The following is a 14,449-nucleotide window of genomic DNA, read 5'->3' as shown; positions in this document are numbered from 1 at the left end:
AGACCGACCTTTACCCTGAATGGTAGCGGCAACACGCAAATTGCACTCGATACTGATACCTTTGTAATTGTCGAAGGCTATAACCCTACGGAGCTTACGACATTCTTGAATAACACGATAAACTCTGCTTCAATTGCGATCTCAAATACGAACGCCGCCGTTGATCTCTCGGGGTTTGCAATCGGCACTAGCAACCTTGGCTTTGTGATCAACGGGGCAGCGGCAGGTGACCGTTCGGGCCGCTCCGTCAGCTCTGCGGGCGATGTGAACGGCGATGGCTTGGACGATCTGATCGTAGGGGCACCTTACGCCGACCGGAACAGCTTGAACTATTCCGGGGCGAGCTATGTGGTGTTTGGCAGGACTGATGGGACGCCGGTTGAACTCTCTGCGATTGCAAGCGGCACTAGCAACCTTGGCTTTGTGATCAACGGGGCATCGGCAGATGACCGTTCGGGCGCCTCCGTCAGCTCTGCGGGCGACGTGAACGGCGATGGCTTTGACGATCTGATCGTGGGGGCATATCGCGCCGACCCGAACGAGACCTATAATGCCGGCGCGAGCTATGTGGTGTTTGGCAACGATACTGGGACTGTGACGCAGGTTAACCTCTCGGATATTGCAAACGGCATCGGCGGCTTTGTGATCAACGGGGCATCGGAACGTGACCGTTCGGGCACCTCCGTCAGCTCTGCGGGCGATGTGAACGGCGATGGCTTTGACGATCTGATCGTGGGGGCATATCTCGCCGACCCGAACGGGAAAGGTAACGCCGGCAAGAGCTATGTGGTGTTTGGCGGTAATTTCACAGAGGCCGTCACGCAGGTTGGCACCACTGGCAATGATACTCTCTTAGGCACTACAGCTGATGACATCATCTTTGGTGGGCTTGGGAATGATGTGATCACCACCAGTGGCGGCAGTGACCGGCTTGCCGGTGGCCCTGGCGCCGATACGTTCGTGATAAGCGACGGCCCTGGAACGGTCAGGATATTGGACTTTGGCGCAGGTGATACCCTTGATTTCAGCGCCTTCGGCCTCAGTAGCAGACCGACCTTTACCCTGAATGGTAGCGGCAACACGCAAATTGCACTCGATACTGATACCTTTGTAATTGTCGAAGGCTATAACCCTACGGAGCTTACGACATTCTTGAATAACACGATAAACTCTGCTTCAATTGCGATTGTATGACTGACCACAAACCTCCTGCGCTTGAATTCCATGGCTCGCGGTTGTTTTCAGCCTGGCTCAAGAATGCCGGTGTCAGTCTGGCCTTCACCACCTATCAGGCGGGCAAGGTGTTTTTCATCGGGATGCAACCCGATGGCCGGCTCTCGGTCTTTGAACGCACCTTTGAACGCCCCATGGGGCTTGGAACTGGTCCGGGCCGCTTCTGGATGAGTTCAGTCTACCAGCTTTGGCGCTTCGAAAACTTCCTCGATCCCGGCCAGATGCAAGATGCTTATGATGCACTCTATGTTCCTGTCAGCGGGCATACTACGGGCGATATCGACATCCATGACATCCATGAGGATGCAGACGGCAATCCCATATTCGTCGCCACCCGCTTCAACTGTCTTGCAACCTTGTCCCATCGGGGAAGCTTTCGCGAAGTTTGGCGCCCGCCATTTATCGACCGGCTTGCCGCAGAGGATCGCTGTCACCTGAATGGAATGGCCATGCAGGATGGCAAACCCGCTTATGTAACATGCCTGTCGCGCACCAATGTCTTCGAGGGTTGGCGCGACAAACGGCGCGATGGTGGCGTGGTCCTTGACGTGGCGAGCGGGGAGATCGTCGCAGAAGGGCTGTCGATGCCGCATTCGCCGAGGCTCTACCGCGAGCAGCTTTGGATGCTACAGGCAGGCACCGGCGAATTTGGCAAGATTGATGTAAACACCGGTTCCTTCGAACCCCTGTGCTTCCTGCCTGGCTTTCCCCGTGGACTTGTCTTCACAGGCGATTACGCTGTGATTGGCCTCTCACGTCCGCGCAACAGCCGAACGTTCGAAGGCCTGCCCCTCAACGAGCGGCTGGATGCCGAAGGTATCGGTGCGCAATGCGCGATCTGCATCGTCAATCTGCTTAGCGGAGATATCGAGCACCGCTTGGAAATTGCTGGCATTGTCGAGGAAATTTACGATGTCGCGCTGCTGCCGGGTGTTACGCGCCCCATGGCACTTGGGTTCCGCAGTGAGGAAATTCGCCTTGCGATCAAGCCCGAACCCCTCCCGGAAGCAACCAACACATCGAACTGAGAAGACCGAAGCGCTGGATCAGATCACGCCGGACGCCGCCGCAGCTTTCCACTCAAGGTGTTTTGGGTTTATCTTCGTTCCTTACAGTCACTGCGATGAACACAAAACACTCTCCTACTTTATGCGGCTAAGCTGTTTATTGAATGCTGACGGGGAAAAGCTAGCGCCCGAAAATGTTTAGACCCACGTCACAAGGCCAATGACTGCCCCAGTCATCGCGGACGCCATGTTCCCCGCAACCCAGCTCTTCATACCAAGCGCTGAGACCTCTGCGCGTCGGCCTGGTGCCAAGGTAGAAATAGTGGACACCAGAAGGCCGACACTGGCCAGATTTGCGACCCCGCAGAGCGCATAAGTGATGATCAACAGGCTGCGGGCATCAAAGGTACCTGCCGGCAATGCTGCCAAGTCAAGATAGGCAACATATTCGTTGAGAATCGTTTTCGTACCCATCAATGCCCCCGCAGCGGGAGCTTGATCCCACGGAATGCCAATGCTCCACATCAGCGGGGCAAATAGCCAACCGAAACCGCGTTTCAGAGTGAACGGCGCGCCATCGACATAAGGCAACCAGGATAGCATCTGATCGGTCAGATTGACGAGTGCAAACACAACGATGATGATGCCAATGACGGCCAGCACCAAACTAACACCCTCCATCGTGCCCTTGATAATGGCATCCATGCTGCTTTCATATTTTAAATCAGCTTGGGCATTGTCGGCGGTCACGCTTCCGTCGCCGGGGACCATCAGTCGGGCAATCAAAATCGCGGCAGGCAGCGAAATGAGGGAAGCTACAATCATATGGCCTACCGCGTTGGGAACGGTTTTCGACAGCGTGGATGCGTACAGGACGAGAATAGCGCCTGAAATCGTGGCCATGATGAGCACCATGATCATAAACATTTCAGATCGGCTCATCCGTTCAAACCATGCCCGCAGGACAAGCGGTGACTCGACAACGCCAAGAAACATTGTGGTTCCCGCCCCAAGGCCGACAACACCGCTAACGCCCATTGTTTTTTGTAAGGCCCAAGAGAGACCTTTTACGGCCGCGCGCAACACGCCCCAATGCCATAACAAAGCCGAGATTGCTGAAAAGACGATGATAAGCGGCAAAATCTGAAAAGCGACGATGACCGGAGGTTCAACGCCGGGTTTCAGCAGAAACGGGATCGGCGCGCCGCCGGTATAGCCGAACATATAGCTTGATCCGACCAAGGTGGCCTTTTCGATCGATGATACTGCCGTATTTACGTAGCCAACCAGTGTCCAAATAAAGGGTACCCGCGTCACCGCAAGCGCAACGGCAATCTGTAAAAACAAGGCGCCGAATAACCACCGCCATGAAGGGCGCGCGGCCCTATCTTCCGATAATCCCCACGCCAGCAGAAGTACAAAGGTGATGCCGATCAATCCTTGACCCTGCTGCAGAATAGCCATCACACCCATAAGAATTTTCCAAATTGTGTTTAACGGCGCCTGCCGCGCCAAAGCACCCGTATCCAACATTCGAGATTACGCCATAGCTAAAAGTTACCCGAGGCAGGCCTGAATTTTTCTGCTTCGGGTTCTTGTTTGCATAACGCACCGTTGGCGGTATCGGATATCCGTAAGTCTAGGCGGAACCTTTTTGTGTGAGGTGAGGTTGGGGCGGGGGGATGTCTGCTTGATCCGATCAATTGCCTTTTTATATCTGGGTTGCGCAGCGACGCCGCTGCTTGCCCAAAATCCTGACGTCCAAACACCCGCGCCTTTAACTGCGGCCCAAGGTGCAGTCCCGCCCCAAACGCCGATTATAACGGACACTGAGTTCAACGAAGCCACCCCTTCGCTCGACGACGCCCCATTGGAAAGCATACAAGCATGGGCTGCGGCGCAGGAAAGTCGTGAAGAGGGTGGATCGGCTCGGCAACAGGCCGCTCAAACCGCAGCAGACGCTGCGATCAAGGCGGTTCAAGATGGCGATGTGGTTGAACTGCTCCCCGATCCGCCCGATACAGACCCACTTTTGGATGACCCGCTGCCGCCTATCGACAGTTTTGATGCAGAGCCACCCACTGAACCGACGCAAGCAGCCGAACGCGAAGCACTGGCCATGCGCTACGCTGTGCGCGTTGATGGCTTAGATGCAATTAAAACAGCGGACGTGACAAAGGATGCAGATGCCGTAGCAGTTGAGGCGGCAGCATGGCGTGACGTTCGTGCCCGGTTCAACAGTCTGTCAGCGTTAAAAGATGGTGGAGGCCGGGCTGACAGTCGTGCTGAGGTCGCTCAACGCGCCCGTGCTGACCGCCAATTATTGTTGGACATTCTGAACGGTCAGGGCTTTTTTGATGCCGAGGTGCGGCTGAAGTCGGACGTGTCCGCTACCGATGCCGGGACGATTAACGTGGTCCTGACGTTAGTGCCGGGACGCCTTTATCATCTGGGACAGATTGCCTTTACTGCGCCTGCAGTGCAGCCCACAGACCTTATCAGCGGCAGCTTTGCGCCCAGAATGGGCGATGCCATTGTTGCAGATGTCATTATGGCTGCAGAGGCAAATATCTCGGTTAAACTGCCACAGAACGGCTATCCGTTTGCTACCGTTGGCCAGCGCGACATTTTGTTAGACGGCGAAACCGGCGTTGGCGATTATACCTTGCCTGTGGACACTGGTCCACGCAGTTATTTCGGACAACTGCGCACCGAGGGAACGCCTGTATTTGATGCAGAACATGTTGCCATATTGCGGCGATTTAAAACGGGTGATCTATACGATAGCCGCAAGGTGGATGATCTGCGCGCTGCATTGATCACGTCGGGATTGCTGTCCACTGTCTCGGTTGAAGCTTTCCCTGGGGAAGGTCTTGCGCCTGATGGGACCCCTTATGCCGATTTACTTGTCCGTCAGGAGGCTTCCCCACCGCGCACCTTAGCGGCAAGCGCTGGTTACGGCACGGGGCAGGGTCTTCGCGCGGAGGGTAGTTGGACCCATCGCAACCTCTTTCCACCAGAAGGATCGCTCAAGGTTACAGGGCTGCTTGGCACGCAGGAGCAAGCTGCAAGTGTTGCCATTGCCCGCGCGAATGCGGGACGGCGTGACCGGAATCTGGAGATTGCGCTCTCTGCATTACATAGCAAGTATGATGCATTCGAGGCGTACACTGGCCAGCTTGCAGGAATGATGGCCTTTGTTTCGACACCGATTTGGCAGAAGAAATTTACGTGGTCGATTGGCGCCGAAATATTGGCCACTTCCGAAAATGCGTTTGAATTGGCGCGCGGGACGCGCGACCGGCGCCTTTATTACATCGCCGCTTTGCCGGGACAATTGGGCCTTGACCGGTCAAACGACTTGCTTGATCCGGTCAGGGGCTATCGGGTCAATGTGCGCGTATCGCCCGAAGCTTCTTTGGGAACGGGCAAGCGAGCTTATGTCCGCATCATTCTCGACGGTTCTTATTATTACCCGGTGAATGATGATATCGTGGTCGCTGCGCGTGCCCGTATTGCAACGATGTCGGGCATTTCGCGCGATAACCTTGCACCGTCGCGTCGGTTTTATGGCGGTGGAGGCGGGTCAGTGCGTGGCTTCGGCTATCAGCAACTTGGCCCTAAAGACCCGAGCAACGATCCGATTGGCGGACGCAGTTTGAACGAATTCGCCCTTGAAGGACGCTATCGCTTTGGCAATTTTGGTGTTGCTGGCTTTTTAGATGCGGGACAAGCTTATGAATCGAGCCTACCCAAATTTAACGACTGGCGCGTCGGCGTTGGCGTCGGCGGCCGTTTTTATTCCAGTTTTGGCCCGGTTCGGCTCGACCTTGCAACGCCATTGAACCGCCGATCGGGTGAGTCCCGTTTCAACGTTTATGTGTCGATTGGGCAGGCATTTTGATGTTTTGGCGACGCTTCGCTATAGGGATTGCGGCTTTCGCGGCGCTGTCAGTGGCGATATTGGCCGGCAGTTATGTATGGCTTGATAGCCAATCGGGTCGTAGCTTTGTAGCAAGGCAAATTGCGGCGTTTGAATTTGAAAACGGTCTCAACATTCGCATCGGGAAAATCGAAGGGTCGATCTATAGCGACGCGATTTTGTCCGACGTTCGCTTTCGCGATCTAAAGGGGGACTTCGCGCGCGCTCCCGAAATCCGGCTCGACTGGAACCCGCTTTCCTATCTCAGGCGGGGCATTGCTATCAATGCGCTGATCGCAAAAGAAGTGAATGTGTCACGGATGCCTATGTTTCGGGCTGTACCCGACCGGGGCAACCCGCTTTTACCCGATCTCGACATCAACATTGAACGGATACAAGTCGACCGCATCGTCTTTGCCAAAGCTGTAACCGGTGCGGCGCACGTGGCCTCTTTGTCGGGTAAAGTGCGCATCGCCGACCGGCGCGCCATAATCGATGCCAGAGCCGGAAGTAACCGAGGCGACCGTATCCTGTTGAAACTCGATGCCGTTCCAGAAGACAATCGCTTCGATGTCGACCTGAGGCTTGATGCCCCGGCAAAAGGCTTGGTCGCCGGCCTGATGGGTCGCGAAGTACCCTTGAAGGCCAATTTAAGCGGCCGGGGTGATTGGCGCAAATGGGATGGCAAGCTGACGGCGCAAATGGCGTCCGAAAATATCGCGGATATTGCGCTTACGGCACGCGATGGGACGTTTGCGGTCAAGGGCACCGCTGCTCCGGCCAGAATAATAGCGGATAGCTTGCTCATGCGCGCGTTATCGCCCATTGCGACTGTGGACATGGCGGCGACTTTTGCGGACCGCGTGGCGCAACTTAAGGGAACAGTCCGCTCCGCCGCCGTTAAAATTGATGCCGACGGAATGGTCAATTTGGGCGAAGGCGTTTTCAAAGACCTTAAGTTGGATATTGGCCTATTGCGCGCGGGCATTATCGGGTCAAATGTCAGCGGGACTGACGTTCGCGGCAAAGCCTTACTCAATGGCGCGTTTTCCGGCCCAACTATCGCGTATTCGGCCAGCGCACAGCGGCTTGCCTTCGATGCCACAACTTTTGAAAATGTGATCATCACAGGCAAAACGGAAGGCAAAGCCGATCGCTTTGTGATACCCATCAATGCCAAGGCACTGCGGGTAACAGGCATCAACCAGATTGCGGGTGGGTTGCTCACTAATGTCGGGCTGAACGGTGATCTGGCGGTCGCCGGTGGACGGTTGCTCTCCGACAATTTGAAAATCCGCTCTGACCGGATTACCGCGACGGCGCTGCTTGTGGGGGATATTAACAAGGGGTTCTACACCACTGCGCTCAACGGGCAGGTCGATGGATTTCAGGTCACTTCGGTTGGTCTGTTCAATATTGTCGCCGATGTCGATCTCGAAACGACACGTGGCCGCGGCTATGCCCTTGTCGGCACGGTGAAGGCGCAATCAACGCGTTTGTTTAGCGCAGGATTCCAGAATTTTTTAGGCGGGCAAATGTTCGTGAATGCGGGCATCCGTTATGGCACTGACGGCATATTGCAGATTACCCGCGCTAATTTGGTGTCACCCCTATTCCGGTTGAATAGCGGCAGCGGGACCTATGTTGCCGAAGGCGGGCGCGTCGTGTTCAGCGGCCGTGGTTTCTCAAACCAATATGGCCCAGTGCTTGTGGGCATGACTGGCACGTTTGACAGTCCGGTTTACCGGATCACGGCCACCAGTCCCGGCTTTGGTGTCGGCATGGCCGACGTCGTTGGCGTCGTAACGTTAAGCCGTCGTGGCTATGCAATCGCGATAACGGGGACGACCGACTACGGACCCATTAGCGGCGATGTGGATGTGCTGGCGGGCAACGGCCCATTGACCATTGACATCATGCGCGGCAATTTTTCGGGTATCGGCGTGACTGGACTAATTCAGCAGACCGCCTCAGGCCCGTTTGCGGGCAAATTAAATGGCATCGGTTCGGGCTTTGACGGAACCATCGCATTGTCGGCACAAGGAAAGTTCCAACGCGCCATCATCGATGCCGTTGCCCTGAATGCAGTGCTTTCAGGCGCGCAAAAACTCGCCATCGGGCGGGGCATAATGAACGCAGATATTATCCTGTACGACAGCCCGCAAATCATTGCGGATGTGCAGGTTGAAAATGCGGTGGTGAATGACATTTCGCTCGCCGCCGCGCGCTTGAAGGTGAACTATCGTGCGGGCTCCGGCACTGCGCAAATTTTGGCTGAAGGTCGAAGCAAAGTGCCTTTCCGCATAGCAGGCAATGCCGACTTTACACCGCAACTTTGGCGCGTTGCCGCAATGGGCCGTGCCAATGGCATTGATTTCGCAACTGACGGACCAATACGAATCATCCCGCGCCGGAACAGCTATGATGTTCTGCCCAGCACGATGAAGGTCGCGGATGGCGCATTGCGATTGGCTGGCAGCTATGGCGACGCAATCACGCTGCAGTCGCGCTTGGACAAAGTCGATATTGCCTTGCTCAACCCCTTCATTCCGGGCCTTGAAATTAATGGCCGCGCAACCGGTAGTCTTGATTGGTCTCAGGCGTCGTCGGCCGCATTCCCAAGCGCCGATGCGCGGCTTGAAATCAAGCGCTTTGTCCGGACCAATCTGGGCGCGCGGTCACAGCCTGTGGACATCAGCCTAGTCGCAAGATTGCTACCCAGCGGTGGCAACGCACGCGCCATCATCCGCAGGCGCGGTGTGGCAGTGGGCCGGCTGCAGATGGACCTGACGCCATTGCCGCCTGGGAATGCAAGCTGGCGCGAACGCTTGCTTGCCGCGCCTTTGTCGGGTGGTGTCCGCTACAACGGACCTGCAGATACGCTGTTTTCTTTGGCTGCGTTGGCGGACCAAAGTCTGACCGGCAACATTGGCGTGGCTGCAGATTTTTCAGGCCGTGTGCAGAGCCCCCAGCTTACGGGGGTCGTTCGGGCCAATGACCTGTTTTACGAAAACGACGTATATGGCACGCGGTTGACAGAGTTGCGCGTGCGCGGCGTTTTCACCAACGACCAATTGGACGTAACGGAACTTAGAGCAAAAGCTGGGGGCGGCACCGTAACGGGCAAAGGCATTGTCAACTTGAGCGCGGACAAGAGTTTTCCGGTGCAGCTTAATCTTGACCTTAAACGGGCGCGGGTGGCACGAAGCGCACTTATTTCGTCGACTGCCACGGGGCAAATCAGCGTAACCAACATACCCGACGGGGCAGCCCTGATCAGCGGCAACCTGCGTCTTCCAGAAACGCGGTTCAAGATTATCCGCCAAGGTGCGGCAGGGGTCGCGACACTGTCAGGCATTCGCCGCAAAGCACCGACCAGCCGTGCGCGCGTATCGGGGGACGCAGATCCGATCAGCAAACTGCCGAGCAATTGGAAGCTCAATATCCGGCTTAAAGCGCCCGACAAATTATATGTCAGCGGCATGGAGCTTGAATCCGAATGGGGCGCGAAGTTGCGGGTAACCGGCACGAGCGACGCGCCTTTGATTGCAGGCGATATGGAACTGGTGCGCGGCACCCTTGGCTTTGCCGGACGATCCTTTGAACTGGAGAGTGGACGCGTTTCGTTTAACGGTGGCCCGGCAAGCAATCCTTCAATCCGCCTAGCGGCGGCCAGCGAGGTCGACGGAACAACAGTGCGCGTCAATATTCGCGGCACTAGCCAGAATCCCGACATCAGCTTTAGCTCAACCCCTGCATTGCCACAGGATGAAATCATGGCGCGCATATTGTTTGGCAATTCCATTGGCGAATTGTCGGCCATTCAGGCGGTTCAACTTGCCGGATCGTTGAATAGCCTGCGCGGCGGGGCGGCGGGGCTCAATCCGCTTGGCGTGCTGCAATCTGCCACTGGGCTTGACCGTTTACGCATATTAAGTGCTGATGCAAAAACCGGGCGGGATATGGCGGTCGCGTTTGGCCGGTATATTACCAACGACCTCTATATCGAAATCGTCACTGACGCGCGCGGCTATACCGCAACGCAATTGGAGATTAGCCTTACGCCCGCGCTTTCAGTGCTCAGCCAAATCAGCAGCGGCGGTAGGTCGAACCTCAACATTCGGTATAAGAAAGACTATTGATGCGGCGCGCCCTTCGTCTTTTACCTGCGATGTTACCTCTATTATCCGTTGCGGCGTGCCAGCAGGATTTTGACTCCCAATATGCGGAGACAGAAAAAAAGATACAGGCCGCCGAGGGTAAAATCGATGCGCAAATGGCGAAGGAAGCCAAACGCGAGCCGGGCGCACACGTTAAATCGCATTAATGCCCATGCTTTTGGGGTGCGCCCTCTTCACATTATGCTTAACGGGCCCTAACAGATACGCATGTGGCATCTCCATCAATATCCGCTATGTCCGTTTTCACGGAAAGTACGTTTGCTGCTTGGTGAAAAAGGTGTGCCTTATAGCTTGGTGCGGGAAAATCCCTGGGAACAGCGGGATGAGTTTCTACAAATGAACCCAGCCGGACGGACGCCGGTAATGCGCGATTCCGAACGCAATATCACGCTCGTAGATTCGGTCGCCATTTCTGAGTATATTGAAGAGACCGTCTCCTCCAATCCCATGATCAGCGGGACTGCGCAATATCGTGCTGAAACCCGCAGGTTAGTAGCTTGGTTTGACGAGCAGTTTTACGGCGACGTTACGCAGCCACTTTTGCATGAACGGATGAAGAAAAGGCTTATTGATCGGCAGCCCCCCGACTCCAAAGTTCTGCGCGAAGCGATGAAGCTAGCCAACGGGCATCTCGATTATATCGACTATTTGATTGACCACCGTGCGTGGTTGGCTGGCTCAACAATCACGATGGCCGATCTGGCCGCTGCTGCGCAAATTTCGGTTGCCGATTATCTGGGCGGAATCGATTGGAACGGACATGAGCAGACTAAAGCGTGGTTCGCTATGTTTAAATCTCGCCCCAGTTTCCGGCCTTTATTGTCCGAGCGGATGGAAGTCATCACACCTCCCAAGCATTATGAACAGGTAGATTTCTAGCCGTTTTTGAGGCTGAAATTACCACAAAAATTTTATCAGTTTTGGGTATAGATGACTACGAACACTTGAAGAAAATATCAATTGACACCTAAGGTACAGAGGTTTCCAATTAAGTTGGCATCAGCGTTTTTGCCTTTGCATTTAATTTTGAAACATGGAGTGATTTGTATGAACATTTTAAAGATAGCCGCTGTTTCAGCCTTGTTCGCGTCCAATCTGATTTCCATACCCGCGATGGCCGATAACCATTCTAATTCTCAAACGGCCGTCGAAGCCGCTATTGAAGCGTATTGGGCTGCTCGAAATGCCCAAGACGCTGCAACAGTCGCCGAAATGGAAAGCCGGTCTGGCACACTGGCTACCAACTCCGATGGTAGTTTCCATAAGCCACTGACTATACCCACTGCTGAGCGTTGGGCAAAGAGCATGAAGGCAGGCGGAGGAATAACTGTTCCCCACTTTGTGGAGACGACGGAGCTCTCGCCAACTATCGTTTATGCGCGCTATTATGTTGAGGGATTAGTGGGTGGTCGCGATGCTCCATATCGTACTCGGGTTACGGATGTTTGGGTAAAAGAAAAGGATGGTAAATGGCGCATGAAAGCTGGTCACTTCTCTAGTGCAGCATACGGTGGAACACACGTTACTGCGTCAACTGATTTTGAGGACTGATCTTCATCTTAGCTGATTTTCTTGCTTCTGAGTGGCCAATTCTTACTTAGAATTGGCCACTCAGTGGAAACATAGCACCGGAGGTGAAGAAAGCCAGAATACGGGGGCAGATCAACACAGAAATGCCTCAGATGGGTCCAAACTAAGCAGTTTTGTCGCCCCGCAAAAACGGCTATATGGTGCGGATGGCGGGACTCGAACCCGCACGCCCTTACGGACAACAGATTTTAAGTCTGTAGCGTCTACCATTCCGCCACATCCGCTTGACCAAGCGCAGACAGCATTACGCCCGCACGGTCAAGTGCCTTTGCACAAACTCCTTATGTGTTGAGGCGTTCGCGGACTTCTTTGCCGGGCTTGAAATAGGGCACGCGCTTTGATGGCACCTCAACAGAAGCGCCCGTGCGCGGGTTGCGGCCCTTACGCGGACTGCGGTCACGCGTGGAAAATGCGCCAAAGCCTCGCAACTCAACGCGACCGCCATCGGCAAGTCTCTGGATTATTTCACCAAAAAACAGATCGACGATCTTTTCGATCTCCTCTGTTTTCAGTTCCACATTTTCGGTTTCCAGCTTCTTGATCAACTCGGAACGGATCATGCTGTGTCCTCTTCTTACTGGCCACATTTTGGGGGTGGCGTGACTTTTGATTATGCATTCATAATAATGAGAACAAAATGACAGAAATTTTTGAATATTACAATGATATTGCAGCCATCTCGTGTCCTTAGGCATCAAAAAACCCGCTCTTTGGGAAAAGGGCGGGTTTCTAATCCGAAAACTCGGATGATGTTTTCAGCCGAAGCTTACTTCTTTGCGCCCTTGAGCGCTTCACCTAAAATGTCGCCGAGCGATGCGCCGGAATCCGACGAACCATATTGCTCAACGGCTTGCTTTTCTTCAGCCAGCTGCAGTGCTTTGACCGAGAAGTTTGGCTTTTTCGAACGGTCGAAACCGGTGATCATAGCGTCAAACTTCTGACCAACCTGGAAGCGATCCGGCCGTTGCTCGTCACGGTCACGGCCAAGGTCAGCGCGCTTGAGGAAGCCAGTTGCACCATCTTCGCCTGCTTGCACTTCGAGTCCGCCATCGCGCACTTCAAGGACAGTCACGGTGGTCGTTGCACCCTTCTTCAAGCCGCCAACTGAAGCAGCACCGGCTGCCGATGGGGCACCCTTTTCAAGCTGCTTGATACCAAGCGAAATACGTTCTTTTTCTGCGTCGATGTCCAGAACGATCGCCTTGACGGTTTCGCCCTTGCGGTGAAGGTGCAAAGCTTCTTCGCCGGTGATGCCCCATGCGATGTCGGACATGTGGACCATGCCGTCAACGTCGCCATCGAGACCAATGAACAGACCGAATTCGGTCGCATTCTTGACTTCGCCTTCAACAGTCGAACCAACGGGGAACTTGTCAGCAAACGATGCCCATGGATTGTCGTGCGCTTGCTTTATACCAAGCGAAATGCGGCGCTTTTCCATATCGATGTCGAGAACGACAACGTCGACTTCTTGTGAGGTCGAAACGATTTTGCCAGGGTGCACGTTCTTCTTTGTCCATGACATTTCCGAAACGTGGACCAAACCTTCGATACCGGCTTCGAGTTCGATGAACGCACCATATTCGGTGATGTTCGTTACCGCACCCTTAAGCTTCGTGCCGACAGGGTATTTGGCAACGGCTGCATCCCAAGGATCGCTTTCCAGCTGCTTCATGCCAAGGCTGATGCGCTGCGTGTCCTTGTTGATACGAACAATCTGAACCTTAACGGTGTCACCAATGTTGATAACTTCGCTTGGGTGGTTGATACGCTTGTAGCTGATGTCCGTGACGTGCAGCAGGCCATCGATACCGCCCAAGTCGACGAACGCACCGTAATCGGTGATGTTCTTGACAACGCCGTCGATGATCTGACCTTCTGCAAGGTTCAGGATAAGGCCAGTGCGCTGCTCGGCGCGTGTTTCTTCGAGGATGGCGCGACGCGACACAACGATGTTGCCACGCTTGCGGTCCATCTTGAGGATGACGAATGGCTGCGCGATGTCCATGAGCGGACCGACGTCGCGCACAGGACGGACGTCAACCTGGCTGCCGGGCAAGAAGGCCACTGCGCCACCAAGATCAACGGTGAAGCCGCCCTTAACGCGTCCGAAGATTACACCATCAACGCGGTTGCCAGCTTCGAATTCGCCTTCAAGAACATCCCACGCCGCTTCGCGGCGGGCACGGTCACGGCTGAGCATGGCTTCGCCGTTCATATTTTCTACGCGATCGACGAAGACTTCAACTTCGTCGCCAACCTTAAGGTCGGCTTTTTGGCCGGGCATAGCGAATTCACGCAGCGCCACACGGCCCTCGGATTTGAGACCCACATCGATGACGGCATGGTCATTGTCGATTGCGGTTACGGTGCCTTTTACGACGCGGCCTTCAAAGCCACCGTCTGCGCCACCAAGTGATTCGTCGAGAAGTGCCGCGAAATCGTCGCGGGTCGGGTTTGGCGAAGTTGCCATAGGTTAGAGTTTCCTTACGTACTTTTTGTCCGGCCAGCCGGTT

General features: G+C 54.9%; 8 protein-coding genes, 1 tRNA gene and 1 pseudogene. 6 read left to right on the top strand and 4 right to left on the bottom strand.

Translation table 11 applies throughout. From position 1 onward, the window contains the following. A pseudogene (locus tag QE270_RS04970) lies at positions 1 to 1,194 on the top strand (FG-GAP-like repeat-containing protein); the annotation flags it as partial. Then, complete coding sequence (locus tag QE270_RS04965; protein ID WP_300036084.1) at positions 1,191 to 2,261, top strand: TIGR03032 family protein; 1,071 nt, start codon at positions 1,191 to 1,193, stop codon at positions 2,259 to 2,261. The pseudogene QE270_RS04970 and the gene QE270_RS04965, both read left to right, overlap by 4 nt. Positions 2,262 to 2,438: 177 nt before the next feature. Here QE270_RS04965 and QE270_RS04960 read toward each other — a convergent pair whose 3' ends face one another. Continuing rightward, positions 2,439 to 3,773: a nucleoside transporter C-terminal domain-containing protein gene (locus tag QE270_RS04960; RefSeq protein ID WP_300036081.1), complete on the bottom strand. Its 1,335-nt coding sequence runs from the start codon at positions 3,771 to 3,773 to the stop codon at positions 2,439 to 2,441. A gap of 157 nt (positions 3,774 to 3,930) precedes the next feature. Here QE270_RS04960 and QE270_RS04955 point away from each other — a divergent pair, with 157 nt between their 5' ends. From QE270_RS04955 to QE270_RS04940, 4 genes are all read left to right on the top strand, one after another. After that, positions 3,931 to 6,144, top strand: a complete 2,214-nt coding sequence (locus tag QE270_RS04955; RefSeq protein WP_300036078.1) for a BamA/TamA family outer membrane protein — start codon at positions 3,931 to 3,933, stop codon at positions 6,142 to 6,144. Continuing rightward, complete coding sequence (locus QE270_RS04950) at positions 6,144 to 10,304, top strand: translocation/assembly module TamB domain-containing protein (RefSeq protein ID WP_300036075.1); 4,161 nt, start codon at positions 6,144 to 6,146, stop codon at positions 10,302 to 10,304. The genes QE270_RS04955 and QE270_RS04950 overlap by 1 nt, the downstream gene beginning before the upstream one ends. 246 nt (positions 10,305 to 10,550) lie before the next feature. Beyond that, positions 10,551 to 11,222, top strand: a complete 672-nt coding sequence (locus QE270_RS04945; RefSeq protein ID WP_300036072.1) for a glutathione S-transferase family protein — start codon at positions 10,551 to 10,553, stop codon at positions 11,220 to 11,222. 168 nt (positions 11,223 to 11,390) lie between these two features. Beyond that, positions 11,391 to 11,894, top strand: coding sequence for a nuclear transport factor 2 family protein (locus QE270_RS04940; protein ID WP_300036069.1), 504 nt, complete (start codon positions 11,391 to 11,393; stop codon positions 11,892 to 11,894). A 177-nt stretch (positions 11,895 to 12,071) separates the two neighbouring features. Here the strand turns inward: QE270_RS04940 and QE270_RS04935 are convergent. The 3 genes from QE270_RS04935 to rpsA all read right to left on the bottom strand — a co-directional run bounded on the left by QE270_RS04935 (position 12,072) and on the right by rpsA (position 14,406). Continuing rightward, positions 12,072 to 12,157 (bottom strand) — tRNA-Leu (locus QE270_RS04935). 57 nt (positions 12,158 to 12,214) lie between these two features. Further along, positions 12,215 to 12,493 (bottom strand): integration host factor subunit beta, encoded by a 279-nt coding sequence (locus QE270_RS04930; RefSeq protein ID WP_300036066.1) that lies wholly within the window; start codon positions 12,491 to 12,493, stop codon positions 12,215 to 12,217. A 206-nt stretch (positions 12,494 to 12,699) separates the two neighbouring features. Further along, the gene (gene rpsA / locus QE270_RS04925) at positions 12,700 to 14,406 is read right to left on the bottom strand and encodes a 30S ribosomal protein S1 (protein ID WP_300036063.1); all 1,707 of its coding nucleotides are present in this window, start codon (positions 14,404 to 14,406) and stop codon (positions 12,700 to 12,702) included. Positions 14,407 to 14,449 lie beyond the last annotated feature (43 nt).

It is taken from the genome of Sphingorhabdus sp. (assembly GCF_029865925.1).
GTDB lineage: Bacteria > Pseudomonadota > Alphaproteobacteria > Sphingomonadales > Sphingomonadaceae > Sphingorhabdus_B.
Note: the sequence above shows the minus strand (reverse complement) of the source record. Positions and strands in the feature narration are given on the sequence as shown.

Excerpts from the sequence above, each read along its gene's own strand:
- QE270_RS04965 (WP_300036084.1), top strand. The coding sequence starts at position 1,191 with ATGACTGACCACAAACCTCCTGCGCTTGAATTCCATGGCTCGCGGTTG.
- QE270_RS04960 (WP_300036081.1), bottom strand. The coding sequence starts at position 3,773 with ATGTTGGATACGGGTGCTTTGGCGCGGCAGGCGCCGTTAAACACAATT.
- QE270_RS04950 (WP_300036075.1), top strand. The coding sequence starts at position 6,144 with ATGTTTTGGCGACGCTTCGCTATAGGGATTGCGGCTTTCGCGGCGCTG.
- QE270_RS04945 (WP_300036072.1), top strand. The coding sequence starts at position 10,551 with ATGTGGCATCTCCATCAATATCCGCTATGTCCGTTTTCACGGAAAGTA.
- QE270_RS04940 (WP_300036069.1), top strand. The coding sequence starts at position 11,391 with ATGAACATTTTAAAGATAGCCGCTGTTTCAGCCTTGTTCGCGTCCAAT.
- QE270_RS04930 (WP_300036066.1), bottom strand. The coding sequence starts at position 12,493 with ATGATCCGTTCCGAGTTGATCAAGAAGCTGGAAACCGAAAATGTGGAA.
- rpsA (WP_300036063.1), bottom strand. The coding sequence starts at position 14,406 with ATGGCAACTTCGCCAAACCCGACCCGCGACGATTTCGCGGCACTTCTC.